General features: G+C 55.6%; 13 protein-coding genes. 3 read left to right on the plus strand and 10 right to left on the minus strand.

Features of this window, described 5'->3' with window-relative positions; translation table 11 throughout:
* Position 1: 1 nt before the first annotated feature.
* The 8 genes from F0319_RS17585 to rppH form a co-directional block, all read right to left on the minus strand.
* A complete protein-coding gene (locus F0319_RS17585; protein WP_149367464.1) occupies positions 2-325 on the minus strand; it encodes a prepilin-type N-terminal cleavage/methylation domain-containing protein in 324 nt (107 codons plus the stop codon).
* Positions 310-711 carry a DUF2509 family protein gene (locus tag F0319_RS17590; protein ID WP_149367465.1) on the minus strand — a complete coding sequence of 134 codons (402 nt, stop codon included), beginning with the start codon at positions 709-711 and terminating at the stop codon, positions 310-312. Before F0319_RS17590 ends, F0319_RS17585 begins: the two co-directional genes overlap by 16 nt.
* Positions 708-1,268 carry a prepilin peptidase-dependent protein gene (locus F0319_RS17595; RefSeq protein ID WP_133295082.1) on the minus strand — a complete coding sequence of 187 codons (561 nt, stop codon included), beginning with the start codon at positions 1,266-1,268 and terminating at the stop codon, positions 708-710. Before F0319_RS17595 ends, F0319_RS17590 begins: the two co-directional genes overlap by 4 nt.
* Positions 1,259-1,723 carry a prepilin peptidase-dependent protein gene (locus F0319_RS17600; protein WP_111966104.1) on the minus strand — a complete coding sequence of 155 codons (465 nt, stop codon included), beginning with the start codon at positions 1,721-1,723 and terminating at the stop codon, positions 1,259-1,261. The genes F0319_RS17595 and F0319_RS17600 overlap by 10 nt, the downstream gene beginning before the upstream one ends.
* Before the next feature lie 184 nt (positions 1,724-1,907).
* Positions 1,908-2,702, minus strand: a complete 795-nt coding sequence (gene thyA, locus F0319_RS17605) for a thymidylate synthase (RefSeq protein ID WP_111966081.1) — start codon at positions 2,700-2,702, stop codon at positions 1,908-1,910.
* A gap of 6 nt (positions 2,703-2,708) precedes the next feature.
* Entirely contained in the window at positions 2,709-3,584 is an 876-nt protein-coding gene (gene lgt, locus F0319_RS17610) for a prolipoprotein diacylglyceryl transferase (RefSeq protein WP_023309046.1), read from the minus strand.
* A gap of 193 nt (positions 3,585-3,777) precedes the next feature.
* Positions 3,778-6,024 carry a phosphoenolpyruvate--protein phosphotransferase gene (gene ptsP / locus F0319_RS17615; protein WP_111966082.1) on the minus strand — a complete coding sequence of 749 codons (2,247 nt, stop codon included), beginning with the start codon at positions 6,022-6,024 and terminating at the stop codon, positions 3,778-3,780.
* A gap of 12 nt (positions 6,025-6,036) precedes the next feature.
* Entirely contained in the window at positions 6,037-6,567 is a 531-nt protein-coding gene (gene rppH / locus F0319_RS17620; RefSeq protein WP_013098553.1) for an RNA pyrophosphohydrolase, read from the minus strand.
* A gap of 683 nt (positions 6,568-7,250) precedes the next feature.
* Between rppH and mutH the strand changes: the two genes are divergently transcribed.
* From mutH to F0319_RS17635, 3 genes are all read left to right on the plus strand, one after another.
* A complete protein-coding gene (gene mutH / locus F0319_RS17625; RefSeq protein ID WP_111966083.1) occupies positions 7,251-7,943 on the plus strand; it encodes a DNA mismatch repair endonuclease MutH in 693 nt (230 codons plus the stop codon).
* 128 nt (positions 7,944-8,071) lie between these two features.
* The gene (locus F0319_RS17630; RefSeq protein ID WP_008499668.1) at positions 8,072-8,290 is read left to right on the plus strand and encodes a YgdI/YgdR family lipoprotein; all 219 of its coding nucleotides are present in this window, start codon (positions 8,072-8,074) and stop codon (positions 8,288-8,290) included.
* Positions 8,291-8,421: 131 nt separating this feature from the next.
* Positions 8,422-9,462, plus strand: coding sequence for an NADP(H)-dependent aldo-keto reductase (locus F0319_RS17635; protein ID WP_111966084.1), 1,041 nt, complete (start codon positions 8,422-8,424; stop codon positions 9,460-9,462).
* A gap of 91 nt (positions 9,463-9,553) precedes the next feature.
* Here F0319_RS17635 and lplT read toward each other — a convergent pair whose 3' ends face one another.
* Both lplT and aas read right to left on the minus strand, forming a co-directional pair.
* Entirely contained in the window at positions 9,554-10,747 is a 1,194-nt protein-coding gene (lplT, locus tag F0319_RS17640) for a lysophospholipid transporter LplT (RefSeq protein ID WP_111966085.1), read from the minus strand.
* Positions 10,740-12,899 (minus strand): bifunctional acyl-ACP--phospholipid O-acyltransferase/long-chain-fatty-acid--ACP ligase, encoded by a 2,160-nt coding sequence (aas, locus tag F0319_RS17645; protein WP_149367466.1) that lies wholly within the window; start codon positions 12,897-12,899, stop codon positions 10,740-10,742. The genes lplT and aas overlap by 8 nt, the downstream gene beginning before the upstream one ends.
* Positions 12,900-13,141 lie beyond the last annotated feature (242 nt).

Below are 13,141 nucleotides of genomic sequence, written 5' to 3' on the forward strand. Positions count from 1 at the left end.
ACTACTGGCTAACCGGGCAATGCAGACGCGTTAACTCACCGCGCCGTCCCAGAGGAGAAATAAGTGTAACCGTGATGCTGACACATCCTGCGTGCGTTGTCTGCCCCCGACTGGCCTGCCAGCCTGCAGGGAGAACATTTGTTGAGAGCTGAGACTGATTCCAGGCATGGTGCCAGAGCTGGCGATACTGGTTAAACAGGGTGAACCGCCCCGCCAGCGCCCGGTGATAACCCGACAAAGCCGTCACGACGATCACCAGCAGCAGCATCGCCAGCAGGACTTCCACCATGCTAAACCCTTTTTCTCTGCTCACGGCAGCTGGCATAACGCGCTCTCCTTAAGGGGACAAAAATCACTCCAGCCGTGAGGCGAAAAACGAACTTTCCCGTCGACAATCTCTGCTGCGCGCCAGAGCAACAGGCCACTATCTCCGGCAATCAGTAACGCGCGCCCCTCACTCAGCTGGCGCAGACACACTCGCCACGCAGGTGTCTTTTTGCACTGAACCTGGGGATCTGACGACCAGCTCTGAACACGTCCCCACTCAAGCGCTGACTGTACCGTCGCCTGCTGCTGAAGCGAGCGGCTCTCGCCGCCAACGAGCGCGCTAAACGTTATGATCTGCTGATTGAGACCCGTGAGGATCAGTGTCCCGAGCACCAGTAAAAGCAGAACCAGCGCCAGCGAAGATATGCCGCGTTGACGATTCACAGGTTGTATCCCGTGACCGTATACAACGCCTGCCAGGGCTCCCCCTTCTCGCCTTTGCGAATCGCCGCCATTTCGATATTCACCTCAGGCGCAAAACCGGCATGCTCCACTGTTCTTACCACAAAATGCGCGATCGTAAGCCTGCTCGGGTCAGTAAGCTTTTCCCATCCTTTTCCTTCACATGAGGTCGCTCCACGCAGGGTTTCCAGCGCCCCCGACTCCAGACGAAAACCGGTGCTGTCATTTTCTGATGCGCTGTTATCCCAGTTGCCGTTACTGTTGGCGTCCGACCGCACAATGACGCAACTTCCAAGCCTCGCGGTCACCAGCGCCTGCCCCTGACAGTTTCCCGCGCAGTACCCCGCACGCTGAAGCTGTTTGCCCACGGAAAACAGATGATGCCAGACCTCTTCCTCTAGTTCTCTCTGGCCGGATTGCACTAAGACCGCTCGCTGCAAGCCGGGTAAAAATCGCGATGCGCTTATCAGCAAAAGGCTGCTAATCGCCGTAGCAATCAGAACTTCAGTCAGCGAGAAACCACGCTGCCTCATCGACATGAACCTCCCCCAATAACCTTACACATCCTGATGCGTCCTCCATTTGAGACAATAATCAGCCACTCTCCTGCACGGCTTTGAACGCGTATCCGCCCTGCCCACGCCGTATCCCTTAATCCATAGAACGCGAGCGACGGCGTTACCTCGCCGATCGCGACTTCAGGCCAGAGTGGTATCAGCACAAAGGGACTGCCCTTCTCACAGCCTTGGGCGGCAGAGCTCACCAGACAGTCCCGGCCTCCCACCCGCTGATGGGTAATTTGATGGTCGCGGTTGTAGCGGTTGGCATGATTGCGTAGAAAAAGCAGGTAATCTCGCACCTGACTGGCGGTTTGCCACAGCCGCTGCTGCCGCTGCCAGCTGTCCCATCCGTACAGCCCTGAGGCGCTAAGAATAACGACAAGCGATATGGCGACCAGCGTTTCGATAAGCGTAAAACCGTTCTCTTTTTTCATACCGGGAGTGTGGCGAAGCGCCGTGAACATGACGAGCATCGAAATATCGTTTTACGAGGCGTTATCCGCAGAATTGGGAGGGTTGCAGCGTGTTGCACGCTTTCTGGATAGCGCTTCGGGAAACGGGATATAGGCGAAAAAAAACCGGCGCTAAACAGCACCGGTTGTGTCACGCTTTATCGCATCAGATAGCGACGGGCGCTTTGATGCCCGGATGTGGGTCGTAGCCCTCAATTTCGAAATCATCAAAGCGGTAATCGAAGATTGATGCCGGTTTGCGCTTGATAACCAGCTTCGGCAGCGCACGCGGTTCGCGCGTCAGCTGGAGATGCGTCTGTTCCATATGGTTGCTGTAGAGATGGGTATCCCCTCCGGTCCAGACAAAATCACCCACTTCCAGATCGCACTGCTGCGCCATCATGTGGACCAACAGCGCATAGCTGGCAATGTTAAACGGCAGGCCGAGGAACACGTCACAGGAGCGCTGGTAGAGCTGGCAGGAGAGCTTCCCATCCGCCACATAGAACTGGAAGAACGCATGGCACGGTGCCAGCGCCATTTTATCCAGCTCGCCGACGTTCCAGGCGGAAACGATGATGCGGCGCGAGTCCGGATCGTTTTTCAGCTGGTTCATCACGGTGGTGATCTGGTCAATATGGCGGCCATCAGGCGTTGGCCATGCGCGCCACTGCTTGCCGTAAACCGGGCCCAGGTTGCCATTTTCATCTGCCCATTCGTCCCAGATTGAGACGTTATTTTCGTGCAGATACGCTATGTTGGTATCGCCTTGCAGGAACCAGAGCAGTTCATGAATGATCGAGCGCAGGTGGCAGCGCTTTGTCGTCACCAGAGGGAAGCCTTCCTGCAGGTTGAAGCGCATCTGGTGGCCAAAAATGGAGAGCGTACCGGTGCCGGTTCGGTCGTTTTTCGGCGTGCCCTCGTCGAGCACTTTTTTCATCAATTCAAGATACTGTTTCATGGTTCCTCAGGAAATTTGTTGCTGTGGACGACGACGATACGCCCAAATCATCATAATGGCACCCGCGACAATCATCGGTATGGAGAGGATCTGCCCCATGCTGATGTACTGTACCCATTCGCCGGTAAACTGTGCGTCTGGCTGACGGAAGAACTCGACGATAATACGGAATGCGCCGTAGCCAATAAGGAACAGGCCGGAGACAGCGCCCATCGGACGCGGTTTGCGGATAAACAGGTTGAGAATGATAAACAGCACCACGCCTTCCAGCGCCAGCTCGTACAGCTGAGACATATGGCGCGGCAGAACGCCGTAGGTATCGAAAATGGACTGCCACTCCGGATGTGATGGCAGCAGCGCGATATCTTCCGCGCGGGAGCCCGGGAAGAGCATCGTGTAAGGCACGCTCGGGTCGACGCGGCCCCACAGCTCACCGTTGATAAAGTTACCCAGACGACCGGCGCCCAGACCAAACGGGATCAGCGGCGCGATAAAATCTGAAACCTGGAAGAAGTTGCGTTTGGTGCGTTTGGCAAAAATCACCATCACCAGGATCACCCCAATCAGGCCGCCGTGGAAGGACATGCCGCCGTCCCAGACACGGAACAGATAGAGGGGATCGTTCAGGAATACAGGGAAGTTATAGAACAGCACGTACCCAATACGGCCACCGAGGAACACGCCGAGGAAGCCCGCATAGAGCAGGTTTTCGACTTCGTTTTTCGTCCAGCCGCTGCCGGGACGACTGGCGCGACGGCCAGCGAGCCACATGGCAAAAATGAAGCCCACCAGGTACATCAGACCGTACCAGTGAAGCGAAACAGGTCCTACTGAGAAAATGACCGGATCAAATTCCGGAAAATGCAGATAACCACTGTTCATCTGTCACCACAAGATGTTGTTATTCCGCTGAAAGTGGACAGCGGTAGAAATGCGATTCTGCCGTAAGCAGAGGCTCCAAAGTTGCGAATCATAGCATAAGGCGGGCGCGGAGGATGCGCCCGAGATGTAAAAGATGTGTATAGGTTGTTATGCCCGCTGGTGCCCTCTCCCACCGGGAGAGGGAGAAAGACGATTAGCGGCCGCCGCGGATTAGGCCGCCCATACCGCGTCGTTCCATAAACGCCGCGACCTGGTGACGGACCTCAGCAGCCAGCTGCGCCTCAAGGCTGCGTTCTGCGAGTTCGCGAGCATCATTGATGTCGATATGTCGCAGCAGGTATTTCACGCGGGCGACAGCGCGACCGTTCATCGACAGATGGCGGTATCCCAGACCAATCAGGATCGCAACGCACATGGAATCCCCGGCCATTTCACCGCACAGGCGTAAATCAATGCCGTACTGCTCCGCTTCACGGGCAATCATCGCTAACGCGCGAATGATCGCCGGATGCAGGCTGTCGTAGATACTGGCGACGCGGGTATTGTTGCGGTCGACGGCCAGAATATATTGCGTCAGGTCGTTCGTGCCGACAGAGATAAAATCAACACGGCTTGCCAGCTGCGGCAGCATAAAGACCATAGACGGCACTTCAAGCATCACGCCGATCCGCGGTTTCGGGATCGCATAGCCGATCATCTCTTCCACTTCACGCCCGGCACGTTCGATCAGCCGCCGCGACTCGTCTATCTCATCAATGCTGGTGACCATCGGCAGCAGGATGCTGAGATTGCCCGTCGCCGCGTTGGCGCGCAGCATCGCGCGCACCTGGATCAGGAAGATCTCCGGCTGATCGAGCGTAATGCGGATCCCACGCCAGCCCAGGCACGGGTTTTCTTCGCTGATCGGCATATAGGGCAGCTGTTTATCCGCCCCGACATCCAGGGTTCGCAGGGTGACAGGTTTGTCGTTAAACATCTGCAGCATCCCCTGATACTGCGCCACCTGCTCCTCTTCGGAGGGGAAACCGCTCTGCAGCATGAACGGGATTTCAGTACGGTATAAGCCAATGCCGTCGATGCGGCTGCCAAGCTTTTCTTCATGCTCAGGGCTTAAACCGGCGTTGAGCATGACTTTGATACGCTCGCCGCTCTTAAGCTGTGCGGGCAGGTTAACGTCATCTTCCGCCAGCTTGCTTAATTCATTCTCTTCGCTGATAAGTCGCTGGTATTCCTGGAGAAGAACCGGCTCAGGATCGACCAGCAGCTCACCGCGATAGCCGTCGACCACCAGCGTACGTCGGTGCAGTACCGACGGCTGAATGTCCGCCCCCATAACGGTAGGGATACCCAGCGCGCGCACCATAATGGCGGCGTGTGAGTTGGCGGCACCATCGCGCACCACGACACCGGCCAGCCTGTCCTGCGGCAGTTCAGCCAGCGTGGTTGCCGACAGTTCATCGGCGACCAGAACAAACCGTTGAGGCCAGGCATTCGGCCCCTGAATGGTGTCATCAAGATGGAACAGCAGACGTTGCCCCAGGGCCCGGAGATCTCCAGCCCGCTCTTTCAGGTAACCGTCGGTCAATGCCGCAAATTGGTCGGCAAATTTCTCGATAACCTTCTTAACGGCCCACTCCGCGACCGAGCCTTTATCCACTTCAGCAAAAAGCTCACGACGCAGACGCGCATCGGAAAGCAGGTGCGAATAGAGGTCGAAAATGGCCGCCGTCTCTTTTTGCGCACCTGCGGCAAAACGTTTGCTGTAACGACGGAATTCATTCGCCGCCTCTTCCAGCGCGGCGGTAAGACGCTCGCGCTCAAGCGCTTCATCAAGCGTTGAGGCTTCGTAAACCTGCTCCATCAGCGGCAGCGTGGCATCCATCCAGCCTTCAGCAATCGCTACGCCTGGCGATGCCGGAAGGGCACGAATGCGCGTATGGCGATACTGGCCAAAGAGCGCGGCAAGCTGAGACTGGGAGAGGATCGCCGCCATCTGCGTGGCCAGCGTGACGAGGAAAGACTCCTCGCTTTCGTCATACTGACGTAGCTCACGCTGCTGGACGACCAGCACGCCGAGCAGCTGGCGACGCTGGATAATCGGTACGCCAAGGAAAGCGCGGAAGCGCTCTTCTTTTACGGAAGGGATGTATTTAAAGCTGGGGTGTTTTTGCGCGTCAGCAAGGTTGATGGGTTCAGCCAGCCGCCCAACAAGACCGACGATACCCTCATCAAATGCGAGCGTTACGGTGCGTCCACGTGGCTTCTTCAAACCACGGGTCGCCATCAGGTAATAGCAGCGCCGATCGTGGTCGGCCAGATACACCGAACAGACCTCGGTCTCCATCGCAAGACAGATGTCGGTGACCAGAATATTCAGCGCCTCGTTCAGACGCGGAGCGCTGGCCACCTTCTCGACTATTTCTCGCAAGCGGGTGAGCATGATTTGCGTAGCTTAACCTCTTTTACGTCGCCAGGCAGGTGCGCTCTGCGGCTTAGGCGGGATCTCCTGAAGCTGCATTACCACACTTGCAAACTCTTTCATCACCCTACGGTAAACATCGCGTTTAAATGACACGACCTGACGAACAGGATACCAATAGCTCACCCAGCGCCAGCCATCGAACTCCGGCGTACTGCTGGTTTGCATATTGATGTCTGAATCGTTGCCCACCAACTGCAACAGAAACCACTTCTGTTTCTGGCCGATACAAACCGGCTTTGTGTCCCAACGCACCAAACGTTTCGGTAACTTGTAACGCAACCAGTTGCGGGTCGAAGCCAGGATGCGAACATCTTTCCGGCTCAAACCGACCTCTTCAAAAAGCTCCCGGTACATCGCTTGTTCTGGGGACTCTCCCGGATTGATCCCGCCTTGCGGGAACTGCCAGGAGTGCTGACCATATCGCCGGGCCCACATTACCTGGCCCTGACGATTACAAATTACTATTCCTACGTTCGGGCGGTAGCCATCGTCATCAATCACCGGACTACCCCAAACTAAACCTTATATATGAATGATTGTTTCACACTACAGGGAGGCGGTAAACCACTCTCTTACAGGGCTGCAACCTAATAACATTTGAATAACTCACAAATAAGTGCTGAGTTATAAACAGATGAGAGCCATTAAAAGGAATTTTATTCACCTTTTCTGTGGATATAGTTGTGAAGAAGTGTCTAATTACCGATGAACAACCTCAAACAACGCCGTCCCCCCCTTTTTAGCGCAATTCAATAATGCAATTATTTTCATATAGTTAAATGTATTTTCATGAACACAAAACAGAATAGCGTGACGTTCGTCACATCAGAGATCGTCGTGCTGATGAAAGATCGAACAGCGTCGGTTTTATCCACAGATTGTGCCAATAAGTTAGTCACAATTTGTTTGAAATTTCGATTTTCCTCGCACGTCAAGGCTGTAAATTGAAACAGTAGTCAGGGTTATGCCCAGTTATCCCATTTTTCTGTGGATAACATGGTGTAAGATCCTGTTCATTGTCAGTGACCAGATTTGAACAACCCGTTTTCCGACTCTGGTGAAACGATTTCAAACCAGTAAAAAAACATATAAATCATGTACATGGAATATTCGTACAGAAATAGTTAAACTCTATCCACAGGGGACAATTTCTTCGTTTATTTTTTAATCAAAAGGTTACCATCATGCATCCGCTTACACCCTTGCTCTCACCGCCGTCCAGCGAGGGCCAGTTGCTACAGCAGGCACAGCGTCTTGCAGGCTTTTCGCTTGGCGAGCTGGCGGCAATGGCAGGGCTTCAGATCCCGAAGGATCTTAAGCGGGATAAAGGCTGGATCGGCATGCTGCTTGAACTATGGCTGGGTGCCAGCGCAGGGAGCAAACCTGAGCAGGATTTTGCTGCACTTGGCGTGGAGTTAAAAACTATCCCTGTAGACAGCCAGGGCAAGCCGCTTGAGACCACTTTTGTCTGCGTTGCGCCATTAACCGGCAATACCGGCGTGACGTGGGAAACCAGTCACGTTCGCCACAAGCTGAAGCGCGTATTATGGGTACCGGTTGAAGGTGAGCGTCAGATCCCCCTGGCTGACCGTCGCGTTGGCGCACCGCTGCTCTGGAGCCCGGACGAGGATGAAGAGCATCAGCTGCGCCTGGACTGGGAAGAGCTGATGGACATGATTGTGCTTGGGCAGGTAGAGCGCATCACCGCCCGACACGGAGAAGTGTTACAGCTGCGTCCGAAAGCGGCCAACAGTAAAGCACTTACCGAGGCAATCGGCGCGCAGGGTGAACCGATACTGACGTTGCCGCGCGGTTTTTATCTCAAAAAGAATTTCACCGGCGCGCTCCTGGCACGTCATTTCCTGTTAAAAACATAGTTTTTTACTTATTTTGCGAGCTCTCAAACATAATCGACTGCTTTTTAAGATTTTACCGCTTCCTCAAGTCGCCATATCGGGTTAATACTAGATTATGATTTGATACAAGCCAGATGAGGACGATAACGATGAAAAAATGGGCAGTATTAGTGTCAGCAGTCGGTTTAGCGTTTGCCGTATCGGGCTGTAGCAGCGATTACGTCATGGCGACAAAAGATGGTCGAATGATCCTGACCGATGGCAAACCCGAAGTCGACGATGATACCGGTCTGGTCAGCTACCGCGACCAGGAAGGCAATAAAATGCAGATCAATCGCGACGAAGTATCGCAAATTATCGAGCGATAATCAGAGAGAGGTCAGTCGCTTGCTGGCCTTTTTGATTTTTTTCTTCCCCTTTTGCTTCCCCTCTGCCATGTTTATATTCCTTTGTCGGGCACGCCCTGACGCGGTCTATAAGTCTACTGAGGAAGCCGGCTATGCATTATCACCGTATCCCCCACAGCGCTCTGGAAATAAGCCAACTGGGGTTGGGCACGATGACATTTGGTGAACAAAACAGCGAAGCCGATGCCCATGCACAACTCGATTACGCCGTCAGCCAGGGCATTAACCTGATTGATGTTGCAGAAATGTACCCAGTTCCGCCACGCCCTGAAACGCAGGGACTTACCGAAACTTACGTCGGTAACTGGCTGGCAAAGCGCGGCAACCGTGAAAAGCTGGTGATTGCCTCAAAAGTCAGTGGCCCCGCGCGCAATAACGATACCGGGATCCGTCCGAACCAGATCCTCGATCGCAAGAATATCCGCGCCGCTCTGGATGCCAGCCTGAAGCGCCTGCAAACCGACTATCTCGACCTCTACCAGGTGCACTGGCCGCAGCGACCAACCAACTGCTTTGGCAAGCTCGGATACAGCTGGAATGAGAGCGCCCCCACCGTGACGCTGCTGGAAACGCTGGAAGCGCTGACCGAGTGCCAGCGCGCGGGAAAAATCCGCTACATTGGCGTATCTAACGAAACGGCCTTTGGGGTCATGCGCTATCTGCACCTGGCGGATAAGCACGATCTGCCGCGTATTGTGACTATCCAGAACCCGTACAGCTTGCTTAACCGCAGCTATGAGGTGGGTCTGGCTGAAGTGACACAGTATGAAGAGGTAGAGCTGCTCGCCTATTCCTGTCTCGGCTTCGGCACGCTGACGGGGAAATACCTGAACGGCGCGAAGCCGGCGGGGGCGCGAAATACCCTCTTTAGCCGCTTCACCCGCTACAGCGGAGAGCAGACGCAGAAAGCCGTTGCTGCCTATGTGGATATCGCAAAGCGTCACGGTCTTGACCCTGCACAGATGGCGCTGGCCTTCGTGCGTCGTCAGCCGTTTGTTGCCAGCACCCTGCTGGGCGCGACCACGATGGAACAGCTGAAAACCAATATTGAGAGTTTCCACCTGAACCTGAGTGAAGACGTGTTAGCAGAGATTGAAGCGGTGCATCAGGTATACACTTACCCGGCACCTTAATAAAAGCAAAACGGCAACGCAGGTTGCCGTTTTAGAGGTTGCCCCCTCTCCCTGCGGGAGAGGTCGGGGTGAGGACATCAGGCCTCACTTATCAACGGCGACGCTGCCAAATCCACAAGCCCGCGATCGCAATCGCAAACAGCCCGCCAAACCCGACGCCGATCCCCACCACCGGCACACCCACTTTTACCGCCAGCGAGTAGAGCCCCAGCATTAACAGCATTGCCAGGTTTTCACCCAGGTTTTGTACCGCGATAGCATTTCCCGCCCCGACGGTCTGCTTACCCCGTTCCTGCAGCAACGCGTTCAGCGGCACCACGAAGAAGCCCCCCAGAATACCAATCAGGATGAGGAGGACATACGCGGGCAATAACGCATGCTGCAGCGAGAAGATAAGCACCACGACGCCAATCAGGATCCCTGCGGGCATGCAGCGCGCTACCGTCTCGAGCGTCACCAGCTTCGCCGCCGCACCCGCCCCAACCACAATGCCGATGGCCACCATCGCATTAAGATAGGTCGGCGTCGCATTGTCCGTAATGCCCAGCGCCACCGGCACCCACAGGACCAGCAGGAAGCGCAGCGTGACGCCCGCCCCCCAGAACATACTGGTCCCCATCAGGGAGAAACGCGTTTCCCCGTTACGCCACAGCACGCGGCACGCGTTGAAGAAACTGCCGGTCATCGGTTTGAAGCGCCAGGATTGTCCCGGGCGAGCCACTGGCAGCTTCGGAATAAAGAGGTTTGCCACAACTGCCCCGCCATACACCACCGCGCAGATGCCCAGTGCCGCCAGGACATGCCAGTCGGCCAGTACGCCGCCCGCGACGGATCCGAGCAGAATAGCGGCAATGGTTGACGACTCCATCAGGCCGTTGGCTTTCACCAGCTTATCGCCCGTGGTCAGCTCGCCGAGGATTCCATACTTTGCCGGGGAGTAGGCGGCAGCGCCAATGCCCACCAGCGTGTAGCCAATAAACGGATTGAAGCCAAAGCAAATGCTGGCGGCACCCAGCAGCTTGAGACCGTTGGCAAACATCATCACCCGGCCTTTCGGGAAGCTGTCCGCTACCTGCCCGACGAACGGAGCAAAGATAATGTAAGCGCCCACAAACACCATCTGCAGGATCGGCTGGCTCCAGTCGGGGTAAAACTCGGCTTTCAGCAGCGCCAGCGTGGCGAACAACAGCGCATTATCACCGAACGCAGAGAGGAACTGCGCGGCAATGACCGCCATCATGCCTTTTGAACGCAGTGAGGTGTTAGTGTGTACTGACTCACGCATTTTGCTGTTCCGCCTCTTCAACCATGCCTTTCAGGGTCACGAAATCGGGCTTCCCGCTACCCAGCACCGGGAGCTGCTTCAGGTAGCGAATGTCGCGCGGCACGGCCAGTTCAGGGATACCGTGTTCACGCGCATAGCTTAGTAACCTGTCGCGCTTAAGTTCAGCGTCGGTCGTAAACAGCACCAGCGCCTCGCCTTTGCTGACATCACTCTTCACCACCGTAGCATGCATCTTATCCGCAGACACGGCCGTTGCCAGCTGTTCGACCATTTCCAGAGAGACCATTTCACCGGCGATTTTGGCGAAGCGTTTCGCGCGTCCCTGAATCTGTACAAAGCCCTGCTCATCGAAACGGACGATATCCCCGGTGTCGTACCAGCCGGTTTCAACCTCGCCGTTGACGTTTTCCGCTGTCGGCGCTTCCAGCACGCCCGGATTTTCCACGCGCAGATAACCGTTCATCACGTTTGGCCCTTTCAGCTGCAGACGGCCACCGTCCTCAATGCCCGGCACCGCCAGCAGACGCGCATCCATTCCCGGCAGGATTCGGCCAACCGTACCTGGTTTCGCCGCCATGGGCACGTTAATCGAGACCACGGGCGCACACTCGGTAACGCCATAGCCTTCAAGAATGCGCAGGCCAAACTTGTCCTGCCAGATCTGACGCGTGCTCTCCTGCAGTTTTTCCGCACCGGCCACCACATACCGCACGCGATAGAAGTCATACGGATTGGCGAAACGCGCATAGTTGCCCAGGAAGGTTGAGGTTCCGAACAGGACGGTGCAGTTACGGTCATAGACCAGCTCCGGCACAATGCGGTAATGCAGCGGGCTCGGGTAGAGGAACACTTCTGCGCCGGTCAGGAGCGGCGTGAATAGCCCCACCGTCAGGCCAAAGGAATGGAAAAGCGGCAGCGCCGACATAAAGCGGTCATTCGCGGTAAAGTCGGCAATGCTTTTGATCTGCTCAACGTTCGCCAGAATGCTCTTGTGGCTGTGGACGACGCCTTTCGGGTTGCCCTCCGATCCCGACGTGAAGAGGATAATCGCGTCATCTTCCGGCTGCTGTTTGACCTGGGCCAGACGCGGCATCAGCAGATGCGCAAAAATCCACAGCTTGTCGCCGCTGGTCACGTCCGCTTTCAGATCCTCCAGGAAGACCCAGCGCACCTGGGTGAGCTGCTCGGGAAGGTGCCAGAGCTTGCCTTTGTCCAGGAACTGTCGGGAGGTAAAGACGGTATTAATCTGGGCTGCGGTGATGGCGCTGGTCAACCCCTTCACGCCCGCCGTGTAGTTCATCATTGCCGGGATACGGCCCCGGGAAACCGCACCGAAAATCACCGCCGCGCTGATGCCCGCGTTAGGCAGCATCAGGCCAATCTTTTCGCCTTTTCTGCTGTACTTCTCCAGAATACGGCCCACAAACAGGGTTTTGGTCAGCAGTTTGCGATAGGTGTCCGGGGTAAAGTTGATGTCTTCGATACAGTTTTTCTTCGCGCCATAGCGGTACTGCGCGGATAGCAGAGATTCATACAGCGTTTCGCGCGGGCGCACGGCCATGCGCGCTTCCATCATAATCTGGTGCAGCATTTCCCCGGCGATTTTACGGCGATCGCGGGCACGCGGCGCTTCTGGTATCGGTAACGACGTTGGCGGCAGAATATGCAGGGTTATTTTAGGGAACAGACGCTGCTTCACCAGCCCCTTCAGGCGGCTGAAATGGGTTAGCTCTGCGCCTTCAATGCGCAGCGGTACCACGGTCGCTTTTGACTTCGCCGCGACAAACCCCGCGCCGTCGTAGATTTTCATCAGCGAACCGGTCACTGAAATACGCCCTTCAGGGAAAATAACCACCGGACGCCCTTGCTCAACCAGACGCACCAGATGCTTAATCATCATCGGTTTGGTCGGGTCGAGCGGCACAAAATCAATCAGCGGCGTCAGCCAGCGCATGTACCACTGCTGGCTGATAGAGGTATAGACCGCAAACACCGGGCGCACGGGTAAAAACAGCGCCAGCAGGATGCCATCTATAAAGGAAACATGATTTGGTGTGATAAGAACGCGTTCGCCGCGAAGCGCCAGGGCATCGCCAGTGACGTGGATGCGAAAAAGAATACGGAACAGTGTACGGAAGAACCCAAATAGCATCTCAACTCCCTTTGCCAGCCAGTGTGGAGGGTTGATAGTAAATGGTGGCAGATTACACGAGAAGTGATACGGGAGCGACAGCAAAAGTGGAGGCGAAAAAAAACCTGCGCATCCGCGCAGGTTGGTGCAAGAGATGAGTACGAAACCGTACTAAGAATTCTCACCAATCAATACCTCTGGGATCTCAACTGTATCAATCTCATTAACATCCTCGCCATCGGACAATCGCAACAGCCTGAGGC

The organism is Enterobacter vonholyi, assembly GCF_008364555.1.
In the GTDB taxonomy this organism is placed as follows: domain Bacteria; phylum Pseudomonadota; class Gammaproteobacteria; order Enterobacterales; family Enterobacteriaceae; genus Enterobacter; species Enterobacter vonholyi.

Excerpts from the sequence above, each read along its gene's own strand:
- ptsP (WP_111966082.1), bottom strand. The coding sequence starts at position 6,024 with ATGCTCACCCGCTTGCGAGAAATAGTCGAGAAGGTGGCCAGCGCTCCG.
- lplT (WP_111966085.1), bottom strand. The coding sequence starts at position 10,747 with ATGCGTGAGTCAGTACACACTAACACCTCACTGCGTTCAAAAGGCATG.
- F0319_RS17600 (WP_111966104.1), bottom strand. The coding sequence starts at position 1,723 with ATGAAAAAAGAGAACGGTTTTACGCTTATCGAAACGCTGGTCGCCATA.
- lgt (WP_023309046.1), bottom strand. The coding sequence starts at position 3,584 with ATGAACAGTGGTTATCTGCATTTTCCGGAATTTGATCCGGTCATTTTC.
- mutH (WP_111966083.1), top strand. The coding sequence starts at position 7,251 with ATGCATCCGCTTACACCCTTGCTCTCACCGCCGTCCAGCGAGGGCCAG.
- aas (WP_149367466.1), bottom strand. The coding sequence starts at position 12,899 with ATGCTATTTGGGTTCTTCCGTACACTGTTCCGTATTCTTTTTCGCATC.
- F0319_RS17595 (WP_133295082.1), bottom strand. The coding sequence starts at position 1,268 with ATGTCGATGAGGCAGCGTGGTTTCTCGCTGACTGAAGTTCTGATTGCT.
- F0319_RS17630 (WP_008499668.1), top strand. The coding sequence starts at position 8,072 with ATGAAAAAATGGGCAGTATTAGTGTCAGCAGTCGGTTTAGCGTTTGCC.
- F0319_RS17635 (WP_111966084.1), top strand. The coding sequence starts at position 8,422 with ATGCATTATCACCGTATCCCCCACAGCGCTCTGGAAATAAGCCAACTG.
- F0319_RS17585 (WP_149367464.1), bottom strand. The coding sequence starts at position 325 with ATGCCAGCTGCCGTGAGCAGAGAAAAAGGGTTTAGCATGGTGGAAGTC.
- thyA (WP_111966081.1), bottom strand. The coding sequence starts at position 2,702 with ATGAAACAGTATCTTGAATTGATGAAAAAAGTGCTCGACGAGGGCACG.